Source organism: Citrobacter sp. CK202 (genome assembly GCF_030333225.1).
Taxonomy (GTDB): Bacteria; Pseudomonadota; Gammaproteobacteria; order Enterobacterales; family Enterobacteriaceae; genus Citrobacter_B; species Citrobacter_B koseri.
The window spans coordinates 478,471-500,812 of record NZ_JAOWGI010000028.1 but is presented as its reverse complement, the minus strand read 5'-3'; the positions used below and the strand labels follow the sequence as shown (position 1 = coordinate 500,812).

The 22,342-nt window shown below is 54.0% G+C and carries 18 protein-coding genes and 7 tRNA genes; 23 read left to right on the top strand and 2 right to left on the bottom strand.

Annotated features, from left to right (window positions below):
* Positions 1-315: 315 nt before the first annotated feature.
* The 12 genes from nagB to OGX84_RS18405 all read left to right on the top strand — a co-directional run bounded on the left by nagB (position 316) and on the right by OGX84_RS18405 (position 7,187).
* Positions 316-1,116: a glucosamine-6-phosphate deaminase gene (gene nagB, locus OGX84_RS18460; protein WP_012133326.1), complete on the top strand. Its 801-nt coding sequence runs from the start codon at positions 316-318 to the stop codon at positions 1,114-1,116.
* A 58-nt stretch (positions 1,117-1,174) separates the two neighbouring features.
* Entirely contained in the window at positions 1,175-2,323 is a 1,149-nt protein-coding gene (nagA, locus tag OGX84_RS18455) for an N-acetylglucosamine-6-phosphate deacetylase (RefSeq protein WP_112002170.1), read from the top strand.
* Between the two features lie 8 nt (positions 2,324-2,331).
* Positions 2,332-3,552: a DNA-binding transcriptional regulator NagC gene (gene nagC / locus OGX84_RS18450; protein ID WP_012133328.1), complete on the top strand. Its 1,221-nt coding sequence runs from the start codon at positions 2,332-2,334 to the stop codon at positions 3,550-3,552.
* Positions 3,553-3,598: 46 nt separating this feature from the next.
* On the top strand, positions 3,599-4,351 hold the full coding sequence (nagD, locus tag OGX84_RS18445) for a ribonucleotide monophosphatase NagD (protein WP_012133329.1): 753 nt from the start codon (positions 3,599-3,601) through the stop codon (positions 4,349-4,351).
* A 279-nt stretch (positions 4,352-4,630) separates the two neighbouring features.
* Entirely contained in the window at positions 4,631-6,295 is a 1,665-nt protein-coding gene (asnB, locus tag OGX84_RS18440; protein ID WP_047458165.1) for an asparagine synthase B, read from the top strand.
* Between the two features lie 222 nt (positions 6,296-6,517).
* Positions 6,518-6,594, top strand: a tRNA-Met gene (locus tag OGX84_RS18435).
* An 8-nt stretch (positions 6,595-6,602) separates the two neighbouring features.
* A tRNA-Leu gene (locus tag OGX84_RS18430) sits at positions 6,603-6,687 on the top strand.
* A 23-nt stretch (positions 6,688-6,710) separates the two neighbouring features.
* A tRNA-Gln gene (locus OGX84_RS18425) sits at positions 6,711-6,785 on the top strand.
* A gap of 36 nt (positions 6,786-6,821) precedes the next feature.
* Positions 6,822-6,896 (top strand) — tRNA-Gln (locus OGX84_RS18420).
* Between the two features lie 16 nt (positions 6,897-6,912).
* A tRNA-Met gene (locus OGX84_RS18415) sits at positions 6,913-6,989 on the top strand.
* Positions 6,990-6,995: 6 nt separating this feature from the next.
* Positions 6,996-7,070, top strand: a tRNA-Gln gene (locus OGX84_RS18410).
* A 42-nt stretch (positions 7,071-7,112) separates the two neighbouring features.
* Positions 7,113-7,187, top strand: a tRNA-Gln gene (locus OGX84_RS18405).
* Positions 7,188-7,285: 98 nt separating this feature from the next.
* Here OGX84_RS18405 and ubiF read toward each other — a convergent pair.
* Complete coding sequence (gene ubiF / locus OGX84_RS18400) at positions 7,286-8,461, bottom strand: 3-demethoxyubiquinol 3-hydroxylase (protein WP_112002169.1); 1,176 nt, start codon at positions 8,459-8,461, stop codon at positions 7,286-7,288.
* A 145-nt stretch (positions 8,462-8,606) separates the two neighbouring features.
* On the opposite strand from ubiF, the gene miaB reads away from it, so the two are divergent.
* From miaB to rihA, 10 genes are all read left to right on the top strand, one after another.
* Complete coding sequence (miaB, locus tag OGX84_RS18395) at positions 8,607-10,031, top strand: tRNA (N6-isopentenyl adenosine(37)-C2)-methylthiotransferase MiaB (RefSeq protein WP_024130541.1); 1,425 nt, start codon at positions 8,607-8,609, stop codon at positions 10,029-10,031.
* 243 nt (positions 10,032-10,274) lie between these two features.
* The gene (locus tag OGX84_RS18390) at positions 10,275-11,321 is read left to right on the top strand and encodes a PhoH family protein (RefSeq protein WP_012133334.1); all 1,047 of its coding nucleotides are present in this window, start codon (positions 10,275-10,277) and stop codon (positions 11,319-11,321) included.
* Complete coding sequence (gene ybeY / locus OGX84_RS18385; protein WP_104868926.1) at positions 11,318-11,785, top strand: rRNA maturation RNase YbeY; 468 nt, start codon at positions 11,318-11,320, stop codon at positions 11,783-11,785. The genes OGX84_RS18390 and ybeY overlap by 4 nt, the downstream gene beginning before the upstream one ends.
* A gap of 84 nt (positions 11,786-11,869) precedes the next feature.
* Positions 11,870-12,748, top strand: a complete 879-nt coding sequence (gene corC / locus OGX84_RS18380) for a CNNM family magnesium/cobalt transport protein CorC (protein WP_024130542.1) — start codon at positions 11,870-11,872, stop codon at positions 12,746-12,748.
* A gap of 24 nt (positions 12,749-12,772) precedes the next feature.
* Complete coding sequence (lnt, locus tag OGX84_RS18375; protein ID WP_112002168.1) at positions 12,773-14,311, top strand: apolipoprotein N-acyltransferase; 1,539 nt, start codon at positions 12,773-12,775, stop codon at positions 14,309-14,311.
* A 360-nt stretch (positions 14,312-14,671) separates the two neighbouring features.
* Positions 14,672-15,580 (top strand): amino acid ABC transporter substrate-binding protein, encoded by a 909-nt coding sequence (locus tag OGX84_RS18370; protein ID WP_047458175.1) that lies wholly within the window; start codon positions 14,672-14,674, stop codon positions 15,578-15,580.
* Positions 15,581-15,742: 162 nt separating this feature from the next.
* Positions 15,743-16,483 (top strand): glutamate/aspartate ABC transporter permease GltJ, encoded by a 741-nt coding sequence (gene gltJ / locus OGX84_RS18365; RefSeq protein WP_012133339.1) that lies wholly within the window; start codon positions 15,743-15,745, stop codon positions 16,481-16,483.
* Positions 16,483-17,157 carry a glutamate/aspartate ABC transporter permease GltK gene (gene gltK, locus OGX84_RS18360; protein ID WP_012133340.1) on the top strand — a complete coding sequence of 225 codons (675 nt, stop codon included), beginning with the start codon at positions 16,483-16,485 and terminating at the stop codon, positions 17,155-17,157. Before gltJ ends, gltK begins: the two co-directional genes overlap by 1 nt.
* Positions 17,157-17,882 carry a glutamate/aspartate ABC transporter ATP-binding protein GltL gene (gene gltL / locus OGX84_RS18355; protein WP_012133341.1) on the top strand — a complete coding sequence of 242 codons (726 nt, stop codon included), beginning with the start codon at positions 17,157-17,159 and terminating at the stop codon, positions 17,880-17,882. The genes gltK and gltL overlap by 1 nt, the downstream gene beginning before the upstream one ends.
* Before the next feature lie 116 nt (positions 17,883-17,998).
* Positions 17,999-18,937, top strand: a complete 939-nt coding sequence (gene rihA / locus OGX84_RS18350) for a pyrimidine-specific ribonucleoside hydrolase RihA (RefSeq protein WP_110494539.1) — start codon at positions 17,999-18,001, stop codon at positions 18,935-18,937.
* Between the two features lie 93 nt (positions 18,938-19,030).
* Here rihA and OGX84_RS18345 read toward each other — a convergent pair whose 3' ends face one another.
* Positions 19,031-19,513, bottom strand: a complete 483-nt coding sequence (locus tag OGX84_RS18345) for a zinc ribbon-containing protein (RefSeq protein ID WP_012133343.1) — start codon at positions 19,511-19,513, stop codon at positions 19,031-19,033.
* Positions 19,514-19,748: 235 nt separating this feature from the next.
* On the opposite strand from OGX84_RS18345, the gene leuS reads away from it, so the two are divergent.
* The gene (gene leuS / locus OGX84_RS18340) at positions 19,749-22,331 is read left to right on the top strand and encodes a leucine--tRNA ligase (RefSeq protein WP_024130545.1); all 2,583 of its coding nucleotides are present in this window, start codon (positions 19,749-19,751) and stop codon (positions 22,329-22,331) included.
* Positions 22,332-22,342: the final 11 nt, after the last annotated feature.

Below are 22,342 nucleotides of genomic sequence, written 5' to 3'. Positions count from 1 at the left end.
GCTTCTGGAAGCCATTTTTTTATTGTGCGACAAATCGTTAAAGCGTGATGTTTGGCAACAACGGTATGAATTATTCATCTACGCTCAGAGTGTGTGAAAAATTAATTCGTATCGCAAATTAAACGCGTGTTTTTTGTGATTTTAATCACCAAATATCGTTATTCACCCTCCCTTATACTGGCTAACTGCGAAAACTTATTTTATCATTCAAAAAATCAACACGGATTAGCGCCTGTCCATACGAATCCAGGTTACGCTTACTAACGTACAGATGCTCAATCCGCCAATTTATTACTTTTACTTTTGAGGTGAAGAATGAGACTGATCCCCCTGACGTCCGCTGAACAGGTCGGCAAATGGGCTGCTCGCCATATCGTTAACCGTATTAACGCCTTCAAACCTACCGCCGATCGCCCGTTCGTCCTGGGCCTGCCGACCGGCGGCACGCCGCTGACGGCGTATAAAGCATTAGTCGAAATGCACAAAGCGGGCCAGGTCAGCTTTAAGCATGTGGTGACATTCAACATGGACGAATATGTTGGCCTTCCGAAAGAACACCCGGAAAGCTACCACAGCTTCATGCACCGCAATTTCTTCGATCACGTTGATATTCCGGCAGAAAATATTAACCTGCTCAACGGTAACGCGCCGGATATCGATGCGGAATGCCGTAATTATGAAGAAAAAATCCGTTCTTACGGTAAAATTCACCTGTTTATGGGCGGCGTAGGTAACGACGGCCATATCGCGTTTAACGAACCGGCTTCTTCCCTGGCTTCCCGTACGCGTATCAAAACGCTGACCCATGACACCCGCGTGGCAAACTCCCGCTTCTTTGACGGCGACGTCAACCAGGTGCCGAAATATGCGCTGACCGTAGGCGTGGGTACGCTGCTGGACGCAGAAGAAGTGATGATTCTGGTGCTGGGCCATCAGAAAGCGCAGGCGCTACAGGCGGCTGTCGAAGGCAACGTCAACCACATGTGGACCATTAGCTGTCTGCAACTGCATCCGAAAGCAGTCGTGGTGTGCGACGAACCTTCCACTATGGAACTGAAAGTTAAGACACTGAAATATTTCAACGAGTTAGAAGCCGAAAATATTAAAGGTCTGTAATGTTATCTCCGCCCTGTACGCAGACGCAGGGCGGCATTTTTTGAAATCGGGGGTCGGAATGTATGCTTTAACCCAGGGCCGGATTTTTACCGGTCACGAAATTCTTGATGACCATGCGATTGTTGTCGCCAATGGCCTGATTGATCGCATCTGTCCAATGGCGGAACTGCCGCCAGAGATAGAACAACGCGCGTTGAATGGGGCCATTCTCTCCCCCGGTTTTATTGATGTGCAATTAAACGGCTGCGGCGGCGTCCAGTTCAACGATACCGCTGACGCGGTGACTGTCGAAACGCTGGAAATCATGCAGAAAGCCAATGAGAAATCAGGCTGCACCAGCTATCTGCCGACGCTGATTACCACCAGCGACGATCTGATGAAACAGGGCATTCGCGTCATGCGTGAATACCTGGCGAAATACCCGAATCAGGCATTAGGTCTTCATCTTGAAGGTCCGTGGCTGAACCTGGTCAAAAAAGGCACCCATAATCCGAGTTTTGTCCGCCAACCTGACGCTGCGCTGGTGGACTTCCTGTGCGATAATGCCGATGTGATCACCAAAGTCACGCTGGCGCCGGAAATGGTGCCGGCGGAAGTGATCGCCAAACTGGCGGCGGCGGGCATTGTGGTTTCAGCCGGTCACTCCAACGCGACGTTAAAAGAGGCGAAAGCCGGTTTCCGCGCAGGGATCACCTTTGCCACCCACCTGTTCAACGCGATGCCGTATATTACGGGCCGTGAACCGGGTCTGGCGGGCGCCATTCTTGACGATGCCGATATTTATTGCGGCATCATCGCGGATGGTCTGCATGTTGATTACGTCAACATTCGTAACGCTAAACGTCTGAAAGGTGACAAACTTTGCCTGGTGACCGATGCAACCGCCCCGGCGGGTGCAAACATTGAACAGTTCATTTTTGCTGGTAAAACAATATACTACCGTAATGGACTGTGTGTGGATGAGAACGGTACGCTGAGCGGATCATCATTAACCATGATCGAAGGCGTGCGTAATCTGGTTGAACATTGCGGTATTGCGCTGGATGAAGTGCTGCGTATGGCGACGCTCTACCCTGCGCGCGCGATTGGCGTCGATAAGCAGCTCGGCAGCCTCGCGCCGGGTAAAGTTGCGAACCTGACCGCCTTCACCCACGACTTTAAAATCATCAAGACCATCGTTAATGGTAACGAGGTCGTTACTGAGTAAGAGAAAGTATGACACCAGGCGGACAAGCTCAAATAGGTAATGTTGATCTCGTAAAACAGCTTAACAGCGCGGCCGTTTACCGCCTGATTGACCAGCACGGGCCAATCTCGCGTATTCAGATTGCCGAGCAAAGCCAGCTTGCTCCCGCCAGCGTAACCAAAATTACGCGTCAACTCATTGAACGCGGGCTGATCAAAGAAGTTGATCAGCAGGCCTCCACCGGGGGCCGCCGCGCCATCTCCATCGTTACCGAAACCCGTAATTTCCATGCTATTGGCGTGCGGTTGGGTCGTCATGACGCAACCATTACCCTGTTTGACCTGAGCAGTAAAGTGCTGGCTGAAGAGCACTACCCGCTGCCAGAGCGCACTCAGGAGACGCTGGAACATGCCCTGCTCAATGCCATCACCACATTCGTCGACAGTAATCAGCGTAAACTTCGCGAGTTAATCGCGATTTCCGTGATCCTGCCGGGTCTTGTCGATCCCGAAAGCGGCGTGATCCGCTATATGCCGCATATTCAGGTTGAAAACTGGGGATTAGTTGAAGCGCTGGAAAAACGTTTTCACGTAACCTGTTTTGTCGGTCACGATATCCGCAGTCTGGCGCTGGCCGAGCACTATTTCGGTGCAAGCCAGGATTGCGAAGATTCCATTCTGGTGCGCGTACACCGGGGGACTGGCGCCGGGATTATCTCAAATGGCCGCATTTTTATTGGTCGCAACGGCAACGTCGGAGAGATCGGTCATATTCAGGTCGAGCCGCTGGGCGAGCGCTGTCACTGCGGCAATTTTGGCTGTCTGGAAACCATCGCCGCCAACGCGGCCATTGAACAACGCGTACAGCACTTACTCAAGCAGGGCTACCAAAGTCGCGTTACGCTGGACGACTGCACGATTAAAACCATCTGCAAGGCAGCTAATAAAGGTGACAGCTTAGCGGCAGAGGTGATTGAACACGTTGGTCGTCATCTGGGCAAAACCATCGCTATCGCTATCAACCTGTTTAATCCGCAAAAAATCGTGATTGCCGGTGAAATTACCGAAGCGGATAAAGTGCTGCTGCCGGCGATTGAAAGCTGCATCAACACACAGGCGCTGAAAGCGTTTCGCAAAAATTTGCCGGTTGTCCGTTCCACGCTGGATCACCGCTCCGCCATCGGCGCATTTGCGCTGGTGAAACGCGCCATGCTCAACGGCATTTTGTTGCAACATTTGCTGGAAAATTAATGAGCTTTTATAGTGGCGCATTATGACTAAATCCTTTGGGTAGTTCATGACCATCAAGAATGTAATTTGTGATATTGACGGCGTGCTGATGCACGACAATGTTGCCGTACCCGGTGCGGCAGAATTTCTGACGGATGTAATGGAAAAAGGTCTGCCGCTGGTGCTGCTGACCAATTACCCTTCGCAGACCGGCCAGGATCTGGCGAACCGCTTTGCTACCGCAGGGGTTAACGTACCTGACAGCGTTTTTTATACTTCCGCGATGGCCACCGCCGATTTTCTGCGTCGTCAGGAAGGTAAGAAAGCCTATGTGGTCGGTGAAGGCGCACTAATTCACGAATTGTATAAAGCAGGTTTTACCATTACCGACGTCAATCCCGATTTTGTGATTGTCGGTGAGACCCGCTCCTATAACTGGGACATGATGCATAAAGCGGCCTTCTTCGTCGCCAACGGCGCCCGTTTCATCGCCACTAACCCCGATACCCACGGTCGTGGTTTCTATCCGGCCTGCGGCGCGCTCTGTGCAGGTATTGAAAAAATTTCTGGCCGTAAGCCTTTTTACGTCGGTAAACCCAGCCCGTGGATTATCCGCGCCGCGTTAAACAAAATGCAGGCGCACTCGGAAGAGACCGTTATCGTCGGCGACAATCTGCGCACCGATATTCTGGCAGGATTCCAGGCCGGTCTGGAAACCATTCTGGTGCTCTCTGGCGTCTCAACGCTCAACGATATCGACGACATGCCGTTCAGACCAAGCTGGATTTATCCTTCCGTCGCCGAAATCGACGTTATCTAAACGCCCCCCAGCCTGATGGCGCTGCGCTTATCAGGCCTACAATATTGTTCTGTTCGAATCGTAGGCCTGATAAAAAACATCGTTTAATAAAATCGCCATAAAATTATCGATTCATCAATAAACACGCTCATTACGTAATCTTTTTTCATCATTCAACAACTGCCATTGCATTTTTTTCTTTCATCACGCCAAATCTCTTGCGAACCCTGCAGCTTTGCGGCATTTTCATAAACAAGCAAACACAAAAAAGCACCACGCAACGGGTTAATGGAGAAGGTTATGTGTTCTATTTTTGGCGTATTCGATATCAAAACAGACGCGGTTGAGCTGCGTAAAAAAGCCCTTGAGCTGTCACGTTTGATGCGCCATCGCGGCCCAGACTGGTCCGGTATTTACGCCTGCGATAACGCGATTCTGGCACACGAGCGTCTGTCTATTGTCGACGTCAACGCCGGTGCGCAACCGCTGTACAACGAAAAGAAAACACATGTGCTGGCCGTTAACGGTGAAATTTATAACCACCAGGCATTACGCGCGGAATATGGCGACCGCTATCAGTTCCAGACCGGGTCTGACTGTGAAGTGATCCTCGCACTGTACCAGGAAAAAGGGGTGGAATTTCTCGACGACTTACAGGGTATGTTCGCCTTTGCGCTGTACGACAGCGAACAGGATGCCTGGCTGATTGGTCGCGACCACATCGGGATCATCCCGCTTTATATGGGTCATGACGAGCACGGCAACTTTTATGTCGCCTCTGAAATGAAGGCGCTGGTGCCGGTCTGCCGCACGATTAAAGAGTTCCCGGCAGGCAGCTACCTGTGGAGCAAAGACGGTGAGATTCGTCAGTATTACCAGCGCGACTGGTTCGAGTTCGACGCAGTGAAAGACAACGAAACGGACAAAAACGTGCTGCGTCAGGCGCTGGAAGAGTCCGTCAAAAGCCACCTGATGTCAGACGTGCCATACGGCGTATTGCTCTCGGGCGGCCTGGATTCCTCCATCATTTCCGCCATCACCAAGAAATTCGCCGCACGCCGCGTGGAAGATCAGGAACGTTCGGAAGCCTGGTGGCCTCAGTTGCACTCCTTTGCTGTCGGTCTGGAAGGCTCCCCGGATCTGAAAGCCGCGCAGGAAGTGGCAAACCATCTCGGCACCGTGCATCACGAAATTCACTTCACCGTGCAGGAAGGTCTGGATGCGATTCGCGACGTGATTTACCACATCGAAACTTACGATGTCACCACCATTCGCGCCTCGACGCCGATGTATTTAATGTCGCGTAAAATCAAAGCGATGGGAATCAAAATGGTGCTGTCCGGCGAAGGTTCCGATGAAGTGTTCGGCGGCTATCTCTACTTCCATAAAGCGCCAAACGCCAAAGAACTGCACGAAGAGACCGTGCGTAAGCTACAGGCGTTGCATATGTTTGACTGCGCTCGCGCCAACAAAGCGATGTCTGCCTGGGGCGTCGAAGCCCGCGTCCCGTTCCTGGATAAGAAATTCCTCGATGTGGCGATGCGCATCAACCCGGAAGACAAAATGTGCGGCAACGGCAAAATGGAGAAACATATCCTGCGTGAATGTTTTGAATCCTACCTGCCCGCAAGCGTGGCATGGCGTCAAAAAGAGCAGTTCTCTGACGGCGTCGGCTACAGCTGGATCGACACTCTGAAAGAGGTCGCGGCAGAGCAAATTTCCGACCAGCAACTGGAAACCGCCCGCTTCCGTTTCCCGTACAACACGCCATCTTCTAAAGAAGCGTACCTGTACCGTGAAATCTTCGAAGAGTTGTTCCCGGTACCCAGCGCGGCAGAATGTGTACCAGGCGGCCCGTCCGTCGCCTGTTCTTCTGCGAAGGCCATCGAATGGGATGAGGCGTTCAAAACGATGGACGATCCATCAGGCCGCGCCGTCGGCGTACACCAGTCCGCTTATAAATAAGTTATCGTGATAAAAAGAGTCCTGCGGGGCTCTTTTTTTACGCCGTTTTTTCACCGCAAAAAACGATTAATAACCAATAATTGCCGAATATTGCGTCACGCTGTTCGCAACCTAACCAAACAGTCACATTCCGGCCATTTTCAATGAAAAAGAGGTTGACGCTTCAAGGCTCAATACGCATAATGCGCCCCGCAACGCCGATAAGGTAACGCGAAAAAAGATGGCTACGTAGCTCAGTTGGTTAGAGCACATCACTCATAATGATGGGGTCACAGGTTCGAATCCCGTCGTAGCCACCATCTTTTTTGCGGGAGTGGCGAAATTGGTAGACGCACCAGATTTAGGTTCTGGCGCCGCAAGGTGTGCGAGTTCAAGTCTCGCCTCCCGCACCATTCACCAGTACGCGTTGCACGGATGGGGTATCGCCAAGCGGTAAGGCACCGGTTTTTGATACCGGCATTCCCTGGTTCGAATCCAGGTACCCCAGCCATATTTCTTCGAGTTTGCGGATTGCCGCGACGGTCATTGGGGTATCGCCAAGCGGTAAGGCACCGGTTTTTGATACCGGCATTCCCTGGTTCGAATCCAGGTACCCCAGCCATCGAAGAAAACAATCTGGCTACGTAGCTCAGTTGGTTAGAGCACATCACTCATAATGATGGGGTCACAGGTTCGAATCCCGTCGTAGCCACCAAATTCTTGGGGTATCGCCAAGCGGTAAGGCACCGGATTCTGATTCCGGCATTCCGAGGTTCGAATCCTCGTACCCCAGCCAAATTTGAAAGACGTTCGGATGACGAACGCAAAAACCAACCATTGGGGTATCGCCAAGCGGTAAGGCACCGGATTCTGATTCCGGCATTCCGAGGTTCGAATCCTCGTACCCCAGCCACATTAAAAAAGCTCGCTTCGGCGAGCTTTTTGCTTTTCTGCCCGGCACTCCGGGCGGTGTAGGCCTGATAAGCGCAACGCTATCAGGCACAGAACATCCTACAACCCTAACGCATACTTCAGAGCCTGACGTTTCAACACGCCTGCGCGCTCTGCCGCCATCAATCCAATATTACGCATAATGCGCAGCGGCTGAAGATTATTGCTGAAACCGGCATAGAACAGATCCATCCCGCTTTGCATAATGAAGTTATCCGCCATGCGGCGCGTCTGATAGCGTTTCAGCACCTGGTGACTGGCCCAGACTTCGCCATGACTGCGGGCGCTGATCAACACATCCAGCAGCGCATCCACATCACGATACCCCAGGTTTACCCCCTGCCCGGCTAATGGATGAATGGTATGCGCCGCATCCCCCACCAGCGCCAGACCAGGCTGTACGTATTGCAACGCATGGCGGCGCGTCAGCGGAAAAGCGCCTGCCGCAACCGGTGTGACCGCCCCCAGACGCGACGGAAAATGTTGCATAATTTCCGCCTGCAACTGCGGCATACTCAGGTTTTGCAACTGGCGAATACGCGCCGGTGAGTCATACCACACCAGCGATGCCCAGTTGTCGAACAACGGTAAAAAGGCCCGTGGGCCGTCTGGCGTAAATTGCTGCCAGGTGCTGTCACCGGGATCGTTCTCACACTGTACGGTAATCAGCATACAGGACTGAGCATACTGCCAGGCATGAATGCCAATCCCCGCCAGCTGTCGTACCTGCGAGTTCGCACCGTCAGCGCCGATCACCAATTTTGCGATAAGACGCTCGCCATCCGCCAGCTCCAGCTCATGTCGATCATTGTGGCGATGCAACGCAATCAGTGAAGCAGGTACGCGCAGCGTCACTTTCGGGTGCGCGTCCAGCGCTTGCCACAGCGCCTGTTGCAGCACGATATTCTCAACCATATAGCCAAGCAGCGGTAACTTAAGCTCAGCGGCGTCAAACACCACATGGGCGTTTTCCCACTCCCAGGTTTCCAGACGACGGTACGGATGGCTGCGCATCCCCTGCACCGCATCCCAGACGCCCAGGCCTTTAAGCAGCGACACCGACGCCGCGCTGATCGCTGAAATACGCACATCAGGCTGGCTGTCGGCCACAAACGGCGCAGGCTCAGCATGTTCAATCACCGTGACGGTAAATCCATGCTGCGCCAGTCCCAGCGCCAGCGCGCCACCGACCATCCCCCCGCCAACAATGGCAATTTCCGTTGGTTGATTTGTCATGGTCACTCATCCTGTTACGTTGATAAGACAAGTTTACAGGATTTTTTACCTCTAAGGGCTGATAAGCGTCATACTGGTCACAACCGCGCCAAAGCATTACACTATGCGCCCTGCAATTCAGCCACTATTTCGCAAGAGCAAGTCGATGACCAAAAAACTCCATATTAAAACCTGGGGCTGTCAGATGAACGAGTACGATTCATCGAAGATGGCCGATCTGCTGGATGCTACCCACGGGTATCAACTGACCGAGGTCGCGGAAGAAGCGGATGTGCTGCTGCTGAATACCTGCTCAATCCGCGAGAAGGCTCAGGAAAAAGTCTTCCATCAATTAGGCCGCTGGAAGCTCTTAAAAGAGAAGAACCCGGACCTGATTATCGGCGTCGGCGGTTGCGTGGCCTCCCAGGAAGGCGACCACATCCGTCAACGTGCGCACTATGTCGATATTATTTTTGGCCCGCAAACGCTGCACCGCTTACCGGAAATGATCAACTCCGTTCGTGGCGACCGCAGCCCGGTGGTGGACATCAGCTTCCCGGAAATCGAGAAGTTCGACCGCCTGCCGGAACCGCGTGCGGAAGGCCCGACCGCGTTTGTCTCCATCATGGAAGGGTGTAATAAATACTGCACGTACTGTGTGGTGCCGTATACCCGTGGTGAAGAGGTCAGCCGTCCGTCTGACGACATCCTGTTTGAGATCGCCCAGCTTGCCGCTCAGGGCGTGCGTGAAGTCAACCTGCTCGGTCAGAACGTTAACGCCTGGCGCGGTGAAAACTACGACGGCACCACCGGCTCCTTTGCCGACCTGCTGCGTCTGGTTGCCGCCATTGACGGGATCGATCGCATCCGCTTCACCACCAGCCACCCGATCGAGTTCACCGACGACATCATCGAAGTTTACCGTGATACGCCGGAACTGGTGAGCTTCCTGCACCTGCCGGTACAGAGCGGCGCGGATCGCGTACTGAATCTGATGGGGCGTACCCACACGGCGCTGGAGTACAAAGCGATCATCCGTAAACTGCGCGCGGCGCGCCCGGATATTCAAATCAGCTCGGACTTCATCGTTGGTTTCCCGGGCGAAACGACTCAGGACTTCGAACAGACCATGAAGCTGATTGCCGACGTCAATTTCGACATGAGCTACAGCTTTATCTTCTCGGCGCGTCCGGGTACACCGGCGGCCGATATGGTTGACGATGTGCCGGAAGAAGAGAAAAAGCAGCGTCTGTATATTCTACAGGAGCGTATTAACCAGCAGGCGATGGCCTGGAGCCGTCGGATGCTCGGCACCGTCCAGCGTATTCTGGTGGAAGGCACCTCGCGTAAGAGCATTATGGAACTGTCAGGCCGTACCGAAAATAACCGCGTGGTGAACTTTGAAGGCACCCCGGAGATGATCGGTAAGTTTGTGGATGTGGAAATCACCGATGTCTACACCAACTCTCTGCGCGGCAAGGTTGTACGCACCGAAGATGAGATGGGGCTGCGCGTGGCTGAAACGCCGGAGTCAGTCATTGCCCGTACCCGTAAAGAAAACGAGATTGGCGTCGGTTTTTACCAGCCTTAATCCTGCTGAAAAGCGAAAAAATGCCCGATGGCGCTGCACTTATCGGGCCTACGGCACAATATGGTTCGTAGGCCGGATAAGGCACTTGTGCCGCCATCCGGCAAATAACAGACAGGCCTTGTAATTCCCCCCTACGCCCCCATCTTCATTGCAATGCTTGCGCCTTTATCCTGTGGCGTGAATAATTTCCTTATCTGCCGGTGAATTTTCATTTTCCGGCGACTCAGGCATAAGAGGAACAGTTTGAACATAGACACTCGCGAAATTACCCTTGAGCCCGCAGACAACGCCCGTCTGTTGAGCCTTTGCGGCCCGTTTGACGACAACATCAAACAACTGGAACGCCGTCTCGGCATCGAGATCAACCGTCGTGACAATCACTTTAAGCTGACCGGTCGCCCGATTTGCGTCACCGCCGCGGTAGATATCCTGCGCAGCCTGTACGTCGATACCGCCCCGATGCGCGGTCAGATTCAGGACATCGAGCCGGAACAAATCCACCTTGCGATTAAAGAAGCGCGCGTGCTGGAACAAAGCGCGGAGAGCGTTCCTGACTATGGCAAGGCGATAAATATTAAAACCAAGCGTGGCGTGATTAAGCCGCGCACGCCGAATCAGGCGCAGTACATCGCCAACATTCTTGATCACGACATTACTTTCGGCGTTGGCCCTGCCGGTACGGGGAAAACCTACCTCGCCGTAGCCGCCGCCGTGGACGCTCTTGAGCGTCAGGAAATTCGTCGTATTCTGCTAACCCGTCCGGCAGTGGAAGCCGGGGAAAAACTGGGCTTTCTGCCAGGCGACCTGAGCCAGAAGGTAGACCCGTATCTTCGCCCGCTGTATGACGCGCTGTTTGAGATGCTCGGCTTCGAGAAAGTAGAAAAGCTGATTGAGCGCAACGTCATTGAAGTCGCGCCGCTGGCCTATATGCGCGGTCGTACGCTGAACGACGCCTTTATTATTCTCGATGAGAGCCAGAACACCACCATCGAACAGATGAAGATGTTCCTGACGCGTATCGGCTTTAATTCGAAAGCGGTTATTACCGGCGACGTCACGCAGATTGACCTGCCGCGCAACACGAAGTCTGGCCTGCGCCATGCGATAGAAGTGCTGGCGGAAGTCGAAGAGATCAGCTTTAACTTTTTCCACAGCGAAGACGTGGTGCGCCATCCGGTGGTTGCCCGTATCGTTAACGCCTATGAAGCCTGGGAAGAAGCGGAGCAAAAACGCAAGGCAGCGCTGGCGGCAGAACGCAAGCGTGAAGCGCAGGAGCAGGAACAAAAATGAGTCAGGTGATCCTCGATTTACAACTGGCATGTGAAGACCATTCCGACCTGCCGGAAGAGAGCCAGTTTCAGACGTGGCTGAATGCGGTGATCCCACAGTTTCAGGAAGAATCAGAAGTGACGATTCGCCTGGTGGATGAAGCCGAAAGCCACGATCTTAACCTGACCTACCGCGGGAAAGATAAGCCAACCAACGTGCTCTCTTTCCCGTTTGAAGCGCCGCCAGGTATGGAGATGCCGCTGCTGGGCGATCTGATCATCTGCCGCCAGGTGGTGGAGCAAGAAGCGAAAGAGCAAGATAAGCCGATGGAGGCCCACTGGGCGCATATGGTCGTGCACGGCAGCCTGCATTTGCTGGGCTACGACCATATCGAAGATGATGAAGCGGAAGAGATGGAAGCCCTCGAAACAGAGATTATGCTTGCTCTGGGCTATGAGGACCCGTACATTTCCGAGAAAGACTAAGTACGATGAACAAACATGCCGTCAGCCGTTAAGTATATGCATGACGAGCGACCTATTAACCAACATGAGAACCCATACGACGCCATGAGCGACGACAATTCACACAGTAGTGACACGTTAAACAGCAAAAAGGGATTTTTTTCCCTGTTACTGAGCCAACTTTTCCACGGTGAACCCAAAAACCGTGACGAACTGCTGGCGCTGATCCGTGATTCCGGGCAGAACGACCTTATCGATGAAGATACGCGCGATATGCTCGAAGGGGTGATGGACATTGCGGACCAGCGCGTTCGCGACATCATGATCCCCCGCTCCCAGATGATTACCCTGAAACGCAACCAGACGCTGGATGAGTGCCTTGATGTCATCATTGAGTCAGCACACTCGCGTTTCCCGGTCATCAGCGAAGACAAAGATCACATTGAAGGGATTCTGATGGCGAAGGATCTGCTGCCGTTTATGCGCAGCGATGCCGAAGCCTTCAGCATGGAAAAAGTGTTACGCCAGGCCGTTGTTGTCCCGGAGAGTAAGCGCGTTGACCGCATGCTCAAAGAGTTCCGCTCCCAGCGTTACCATATGGCGATCGTTATCGACGAGTTTGGCGGGGTGTCGGGTCTGGTGACCATTGAAGACATTCTCGAACTGATCGTGGGTGAAATTGAAGACGAGTATGATGAAGAAGATGATATCGACTTCCGTCAGCTCAGTCGCCACACCTGGACCATTCGCGCTCTCGCACCGATTGAAGACTTCAACGAAGCCTTCGGCACCAGCTTCAGCGATGAAGAGGTCGATACCATTGGCGGTCTGGTGATGCAGGCGTTCGGTCATCTGCCTGCGCGCGGTGAGACCATTGACATTGATGGTTACCAGTTCAAAGTCGCTATGGCCGACAGCCGCCGTATTATTCAGGTTCATGTCAGAATACCGGATGACTCGCCCCAGCCTAAACTGGACGAATAAAACCAAAAGTGGACTAAAGACTAAATGGCATTTGCCTCACTGATTGAACGCCAGCGCATTCGCCTGCTGCTGGCGTTATTATTCGGCGCCTGCGGAACGCTGGCTTTTTCTCCGTATGACGTCTGGCCCGCCGCGCTTATCTCGCTTATGGGCCTGCAGGCGTTAACCTTACACCGCCGCCCGCTCCAGTCGGCTGCTATCGGCTACTTCTGGGGGCTGGGACTCTTTGGCTCCGGCATCAACTGGGTCTACGTCAGTATCGCGCAGTTCGGCGGTATGCCCGGCCCGATAAACGTCTTTCTTGTGGTGCTGCTTGCCGCATACCTTTCCCTCTACACGGGCCTGTTTGCCGGTATTCTGTCGCGTCTGTGGCCGAAAACCACCTGGCTGCGCGTGGCGATCGCCGCCCCCGTAGTCTGGCAAATCACCGAGTTTCTGCGTGGCTGGGTACTGACTGGCTTCCCGTGGCTACAGTTCGGCTATAGCCAGATTGACGGCCCGCTGAAGGGGCTGGCGCCGGTGATGGGCGTTGAGGCCATCAACTTCCTGCTGATGATGGTCAGCGGCCTGCTGGTGCTGGCGGCAGTTACCCGCAACTGGCGTCCTCTGGTCGCCGCGCTGGTGTTATTTGCCCTGCCCTTCCCGCTGCGTTACATCCAGTGGTATACGCTGGAGCCGGAAAAAACAACGCAGGTCTCGCTAGTTCAGGGCGACATTCCCCAATCGCTGAAGTGGGATGAGAGTCAGCTTATCAATACGCTGAAAATCTATCTCGACGCCACCCAGCCGGAAATGGGTAAATCGCAACTGATTATCTGGCCGGAGTCCGCCATTCCCGATCTGGAGATTAATCAGCAGCGTTTTCTGGACATGATGGACGATCTGCTGAAATCCAAAAACAGCACGTTGATTACCGGCATCGTCGATGCGCGTCTGAACAAGCAGAACCGCTACGACACCTACAACACGATTATCACGCTGGGTAAAGACAGCCCGTACAGCTACGATTCCAGCAATCGCTACAACAAAAACCACCTGGTGCCGTTTGGCGAGTTCGTGCCGCTGGAGTCGATTCTGCGCCCGTTAGCGCCGTTCTTTGACCTGCCGATGTCCTCATTCAGCCGTGGGCCGTACATACAGCCACAGCTGCATGCGCATGGCTTTAAACTGACGGCGGCGATTTGCTACGAAATCATTCTGGGTGAACAGGTTCGGGACAATTTCCGCCCGGACACTGACTATCTGCTGACCATCTCTAACGACGCCTGGTTCGGAAAATCTATCGGCCCGTGGCAGCACTTCCAGATGGCGAGAATGCGTTCTCTGGAGCTGGCGCGCCCGCTGTTGCGCAGCACCAACAACGGCATTACGGCAGTCATTGGTCCGCAGGGTGAAATTCAGGCGATGATCCCGCAGTTTACCCGCGACGTGTTGACCACCCACGTTACGCCAACCCGTGGTTTAACGCCTTATGCCCGTACCGGCAACTGGCCGTTATGGTTGCTCACCGCGCTGATGGGCTTTGGCGCCGTGGTGATGAGCCTGCGTCAGCGCCGTAAATAATCTCCCTTATTACCGGGTAAGACGCGATGCGTCTTACCCGGCCTGGCTATATCCCTCCATTCTGGCACGCCTATTGCTTTGTTAAACAAGGTAAACCTTGTTTTGGCTATATGTGCAACCTGGTCGCACCAATATCGATCATCGGTAGCACCCAAACAGTGCAATGAAAGATTTTTGCCTCTAAACGGTGCGGCGCACTTCGCAAAAATAAACAATAAAGCAGCAAAATCTTTACATTCAGCCAAACTAAATGTTAACAAACACGCATAACACTGCACGCTCAAGTTGCAGACGATAACAACACAAACACTCACAATGGGTATCAATGCGTCGATGGCGCAGACGATAAAGGAGTTGGATATGCAATTACGTAAGCTAGCCACAGCAATGCTGGTCATGGGAATGTCTGCCGGTCTGGCACACGCGGAAGACGCCGCGCCGGCGGCGGGCAGTACGCTGGATAAAATCGCGAAGAATGGCATTATCGTCGTCGGCCACCGCGAGTCCTCCGTGCCGTTCTCTTACTACGACAACCAGCAAAAAGTGGTCGGTTATTCACAGGACTACTCCAACGCCATCGTTGAAGCCGTGAAGAAAAAGCTTAACAAACCTGACCTGCAGGTGAAGCTGATCCCAATTACCTCCCAGAACCGTATCCCGCTGTTGCAGAACGGAACCTTCGACTTTGAATGTGGCTCCACCACCAACAACGTCGAACGCCAGAAACAGGCCGCGTTCTCTGACACCATTTTCATCGTCGGTACGCGTCTGCTGGCGAAAAAAGACGGCGATATTAAAGACTTCCCGGACCTGAAAGGGAAAGCAGTCGTGGTCACCTCCGGTACCACCTCTGAAATTCTGCTGCACAAGCTGAATGAAGAACAAAAAATGAATATGCGCATTATCAGCGCGAAAGACCACGGCGACTCCTTCCGTACGCTGGAAAGCGGTCGTGCCGTCGCCTTTATGATGGATGATGCCCTGCTGGCGGGTGAACGTGCGAAAGCCAAAAAACCAGACAACTGGGAGATCGTCGGTAAGCCGCAATCTCAGGAAGCCTACGGCTGTATGCTGCGTAAAAACGATCCTGAGTTTAAAACGCTGGTAGATGACACGATTGCCCAGGTGCAGACCTCAGGCGAAGCGGAAAAATGGTTTGATAAGTGGTTTAAAAACCCAATCCCGCCGAAAAACCTGAACATGAATTTCGAACTGTCCGACGAGATGAAGGCGCTGTTCAAAGAACCGAATGACAAAGCACTTAACTAACTAAAATAAATGGGGCGGGATCTCCTTGCCCTCTCGATTGTCATTCAGCACGGACAGACTATAAGCCTGATGGTCGTTCCCCATCAGGCCTGAAAACCGCAAAACGCTGGATAACAATCTTCGAGGGTAGCGCTGCTACCCTTTTTTTTCTGGAGTAGATTTATGTCAATAGACTGGAACTGGGGGATTTTTTTACAACAAGCCCCGTTCGGCAACACCACGTATCTCGGCTGGCTCTGGAGCGGCTTCCAGGTCACCGTCGCGTTATCCATCACCGCCTGGATTATTGCTTTCCTCGTCGGCTCGTTATTCGGCATTTTACGTACTGTACCTAACCGCTTCCTCTCAGGAATGGGGACGCTTTACGTGGAACTGTTTCGTAACGTCCCGCTGATTGTTCAGTTCTTTACCTGGTATCTAGTCGTGCCTGAGCTGTTGCCGGAAAATATCGGCATGTGGTTCAAGGCGGAACTGGACCCGAACATTCAATTTTTCCTCTCATCAATGATCTGTCTGGGGCTGTTTACCGCTGCGCGCGTCTGCGAGCAGGTACGCGCCGCAATTCAGTCGCTGCCTCGCGGGCAGAAAAACGCTGCGCTGGCGATGGGGCTGACGCTGCCTCAGGCTTATCGCTATGTTCTGCTACCGAACGCCTATCGGGTGATTGTCCCGCCGATGACCTCGGAAATGATGAACCTGGTGAAAAACTCCGCCATCGCATCGACCATTGGTCTGGTGGATATGGCGGCGCAGGCGGGCAAGCTGCTGGATTACTCCGCCCACGCCTGGGAGTCGTTCACCGCGATTACGCTGGCCTACGTGCTGATTAATGCCGTCATTATGCTGGTGATGAATCTGGTGGAACGTAAAGTCCGCCTGCCTGGCAATATGGGAGGCAAATAATGTACGAGTTTGACTGGAGTTCGATCGTTCCTTCCATGCCGTATTTGCTGGCCGGGCTGGTGATCACCCTGAAAATTACCGTCACCGCCGTGGTGATCGGGATTCTCTGGGGCACCATTCTGGCGGTAATGCGTCTCTCAAGTTTCGCCCCTGTCGCCTGGTTTGCGAAAGCTTACGTCAACGTTTTCCGCTCCATCCCGCTGGTGATGGTGCTGCTATGGTTCTACCTGATTGTGCCGGGGCTGTTGCAGGACGTACTGGGTATTTCGCCCAAAACGGATATTCGCCTGATTTCAGCGATGGTCGCGTTTTCCATGTTTGAGGCGGCGTATTACTCGGAGATTATCCGTGCGGGTATTCAGAGCATTTCACGCGGGCAGTCCAGCGCTGCGCTGGCGCTGGGGATGACCCACTGGCAGTCGATGAAGCTCATCATCCTGCCGCAGGCGTTCCGTGCGATGGTGCCGCTGCTGCTTACCCAGGGTATCGTACTGTTCCAGGATACCTCCCTGGTTTACGTGTTAAGCCTCGCGGATTTCTTCCGCACCGCCACCACCATTGGCGAGCGTGATGGTACGCAGGTCGAAATGATCCTGTTTGCCGGTGCCGTCTACTTTGTTATCAGCCTGAGCGCGTCGTTGTTGGTCAGCTATTTGAAGAAAAGGACAGTTTAATGATTACCCTGAAAAATGTTTCTAAATGGTATGGTCACTTTCAGGTGCTGACCGACTGCTCCACGGAAGTGAAAAAAGGTGAAGTGGTGGTAGTCTGCGGCCCGTCGGGTTCCGGTAAATCAACCCTGATCAAAACGGTGAACGGACTGGAACCGGTGCAACAGGGTGAAATCACCGTTGACGGCACCAAAGTGAATGACAAAAAAACGGATCTGGCGAAGCTCCGCTCGCGGGTCGGAATGGTGTTCCAGCACTTTGAACTGTTCCCGCATCTGTCGATCATTGAAAACCTGACGCTGGCGCAGGTGAAAGTGCTCAAACGCGGCAAAGCGCCCGCCCGTGAAAAAGCGCAGAAGTTGCTTGAGCGCGTAGGACTCTCGGCCCATGCCAATAAGTTCCCGGCGCAGCTTTCCGGCGGGCAGCAACAGCGTGTGGCAATCGCGCGCGCGCTGTGCATGGACCCTATCGCTATGCTGTTTGATGAACCGACATCCGCACTCGATCCTGAAATGATCAACGAAGTGCTGGACGTTATGGTCGAGCTGGCAAACGAAGGGATGACCATGATGGTCGTCACCCACGAAATGGGCTTTGCCCGTAAGGTGGCCAATCGGGTGATCTTTATGGACGAGGGGAAAATTGTCGAAGACTCACCGAAAGAGGAGTTCTTCGCCAACCCGAAATCGGACCGCGCCAAAGACTTCCTGGCGAAAATCCTGCATTAATCCTCCCGGCGCGCACGACAGAGTGCGCGCCATATCACGCTTTATCTCTTCATATCTCGAATCGCACTCATCCCGGCGTTACCCTTGTCACAAAGTACCACTTACAAGGAGCAACAATGGCACTTCCAGTCCTTTTTGATTGCGATCCAGGTCATGACGACGCCATCGCAATTGTTCTCGCCCTCGCATCGCCTGAACTGGATGTGAAAGCGATCACCTCTTCCGCCGGTAACCAGACGCCTGACAAAACGCTGCGTAACGTATTGCGTATGCTGACGCTACTGGGGCGTACCGATATTCCTGTCGCGGGCGGCGCGATAAAACCGCTGATGCGCGATCTGATCATCGCCGATAACGTACACGGCGAAAGCGGACTGGACGGCCCGGCGCTACCGGAGCCGTCATTTGCGCCGCAGACCTGCACCGCCGTTGAGCTGATGGCGAAAACCCTGCGCGAAAGCCCGGAACCGGTAACCATCGTCGCCACCGGGCCGCAAACCAACGTCGCCTTGCTGCTGAACAGCTATCCAGAATTGCACCGTAAAATCGCCCGTATTGTGATCATGGGCGGCGCGATGGGATTAGGTAACTGGACGCCAGCGGCAGAATTCAATATTTACGTCGATCCCGAAGCGGCAGAGATTGTTTTCCAGTCAGGGATTCCCGTGGTGATGGCCGGGCTGGACGTAACGCACAAAGCGCAGATTCACGCTGAAGATACCGAGCGTTTCCGGGCGACGGGCAACCCTGTTTCCACGATCGTGGCGGAGTTGCTGGATTTCTTCCTCGAATATCACAAAGACGAAAAGTGGGGCTTTACCGGCGCGCCGTTGCATGACCCTTGCACCATCGCCTGGCTGCTAAAACCCGAGCTTTTCACCACCGTTGAACGTTGGGTCGGCGTGGAGACTCAGGGGAAATACACCCAGGGAATGACGGTCGTGGATTATTACTTCCTGACGGGCAATAAACCGAATGCGACGGTCATGGTCGATATCGACCGGCAGGGCTTTGTGGATTTACTGGCGGAGAGGCTGGCGTTCTACGCATCATAACCAGCCGGATGGCGCTAACGCTTATCCGGCCTACATCAGCGTACAATTTGTAGGCCGGATAAGACGCTTCGCGTCGCCATCCGGCACTGCCGATTACGGCTCAAACGGTCTGCGCTGGAACTGGTCGTGGCCGCATTTCGGGCACAGCGGCAGTACATCCGGCGTATACACCGCTAAATGGTAATGACACTTCTCGCACACAAGGTTGCCTAAGCCGACCACCTCGCCGCTGTGGTAGACCCCGTGGTGATTGAGATCCTGGAACACTTCGCGCCACTCCAGTTGCGTTTTGTCGGTGATGTCCGCCAGCTCCTGCCAGAGGCTCTCTTTAATCACCCGCATAAAGACGCTGTCGCTCTCCTCTTCCTGGCTCTCCTCGTAGCTCATGGCGAACTCTTCCAGGTCGCGTCTGACGGCGCGCGTCAGTTCGTCCACCTCGATTCGCGTTAACTCCCCTGCTTTCATTACGCTCTGACGCGCCTGTTCCACCAGCGCGTCAATATCGCGTTCGCCATTACGCAGGCGTTCGCTTAATGACGTCACCAGTTCACGGTAATATTGAGCAACCTTGTTCATCGCTTCGCCTCTTGGGTCGTTAACTGTCTATAATAATAGACGTTATTTACGCCGCGCTTTGCAAGACCGCCCACAGAGTGTGTAAATTCATGCAAGGATTAGCATGGCGGGAATTCAATGCAGAATGCGCGAAAGGCTGTTTTGGCGCGGGCGTTTGGGCTATGCTATGCGGATCTGAAACACCACATCTAACGCTACGTTTGTAGCCGTAATGAAAACAGGACCACTGGCTGCCATGCAAGAGCAATACCGCCCGGAAGAGATAGAATCAAAAGTCCAGCAACACTGGGACGAGAAGCGCACCTTTGAAGTAACCGAAGACGAGAGCAAAGAGAAGTATTACTGCCTGTCGATGCTTCCCTATCCTTCTGGTCGACTACACATGGGCCATGTGCGTAACTACACCATCGGTGATGTGATTGCCCGCTACCAGCGCATGCTGGGTAAAAACGTTCTACAGCCCATCGGCTGGGATGCATTCGGTCTGCCTGCTGAAGGCGCGGCGGTGAAAAACAACACGGCGCCGGCGCCGTGGACCTATGACAACATCGCCTATATGAAAAACCAGCTCAAAATGCTGGGCTTCGGCTATGACTGGAGCCGCGAGCTGGCGACCTGCACCCCGGAATACTACCGTTGGGAGCAGAAATTCTTCACCGAGCTGTATAAAAAAGGCCTGGTGTACAAAAAGACCTCTGCGGTGAACTGGTGCCCGAACGACCAGACCGTACTGGCGAACGAGCAGGTTATCGACGGCTGCTGCTGGCGCTGCGACACCAAAGTTGAGCGTAAAGAGATCCCGCAGTGGTTCATTAAGATCACCGCCTACGCTGACGAACTGCTGAACGATCTGGATAAACTGGATCACTGGCCAGACACCGTTAAAACCATGCAGCGTAACTGGATCGGCCGTTCTGAAGGCGTCGAGATCACCTTTGACGTGAACGGCTACGACAATACGCTGACGGTGTACACCACGCGTCCAGACACGTTCATGGGCGCCACTTACCTGGCGGTCGCCGCAGGTCACCCGCTGGCGCAGAAAGCGGCTGCCAACAACCCGGAACTGGCTGCCTTTATCGACGAATGCCGCAACACCAAAGTGGCGGAAGCCGATATGGCGACGATGGAGAAAAAAGGCGTCGACACCGGTTTTAAAGCCATTCACCCACTGACCGGCGAAGCGATCCCGGTATGGGCCGCCAACTTCGTGCTGATGGAGTACGGTACTGGTGCGGTCATGGCCGTTCCGGGCCACGATCAGCGTGACTACGAATTTGCCACCAAATATGGCCTGACCATCAAGCCGGTTATCCTGGCGGCGGACGGCTCTGAACCGGATCTGTCCGAACAGGCGCTGACCGAGAAAGGCGTACTGTTTAACTCCGGCGAGTTTAACGGTCTGGGCTTTGAAGACGCCTTCAACGCGATTGCCGATAAACTGGCGGCGAAAGGCGTCGGCGAGCGTAAAGTCAACTACCGTCTGCGCGACTGGGGCGTTTCCCGTCAGCGTTACTGGGGCGCGCCGATTCCGATGGTGACTCTGGAAGACGGCACCGTTCTGCCGACCCCGGAAGATCAACTGCCGGTCATCCTGCCGGAAGACGTCGTCATGGACGGCATCACCAGCCCGATCAAAGCCGATCCTGAGTGGGCGAAAACCACCGTTAACGGTCAGCCTGCGTTGCGTGAAACCGACACTTTTGACACCTTTATGGAGTCCTCCTGGTACTACGCGCGCTACACCTGCCCGCAGTACAACGAAGGGATGCTGGACCCGGAAGCAGCAAATTACTGGCTGCCGGTCGATATCTACATCGGCGGTATTGAACACGCGATCATGCACCTGCTCTACTTCCGCTTCTTCCACAAGCTGATGCGCGACGCAGGCATGGTGAACTCTGACGAACCGGCGAAACAGCTGCTGTGCCAGGGTATGGTGCTGGCAGACGCGTTCTACTATGTAGGCGAAAACGGCGAGCGTAACTGGGTTTCCCCGGTTGATGCCATCGTTGAGCGCGACGAGAAAGGCCGCATCGTTAAGGCGAAAGACGCGGCGGGCCATGAGCTGGTGTACACCGGCATGAGCAAGATGTCCAAGTCCAAAAACAACGGCATCGACCCGCAGGTAATGGTTGAGCGTTACGGCGCGGACACCGTGCGTCTGTTCATGATGTTTGCTTCTCCGGCCGATATGACGCTGGAATGGCAGGAATCTGGCGTGGAAGGGGCAAACCGCTTCCTGAAACGCGTCTGGAAACTGGTCTATGAACACACCGCGAAAGGCGAGGTTGCGGCACTGAACGTTGATGCGCTGAGCGAAGATCAGAAAGCGCTGCGTCGCGACGTCCACAAAACCATCGCGAAAGTGACCGATGATATCGGCCGCCGTCAGACCTTCAACACCGCGATTGCCGCAATTATGGAGCTGATGAACAAACTGGCGAAAGCGCCGCAGGAAGGCGAGCAGGATCGCGCCCTGATGCAGGAAGCGCTGCTGGCTGTCGTGCGTATGCTCAACCCGTTCACCCCACATGCTTGCTTCACGCTGTGGGAAGCGCTGAAAGGCGAAGGCGATATCGATAACGCGCCGTGGCCGGTCGCTGACGACAAAGCAATGGTAGAAGACTCTACGTTGGTTGTGGTTCAGGTGAACGGTAAAGTCCGTGGCAAAATCACCGTACCGGTGAACGCCACTGAAGAACAGGTTCGTGAACGTGCAGGCCAGGAACATTTGGTCGCAAAATATCTTGATGGCGTTACCGTGCGTAAAGTGATTTACGTTCCGGGTAAACTCCTCAATTTGGTCGTTGGCTAAGCGCGGGAGGA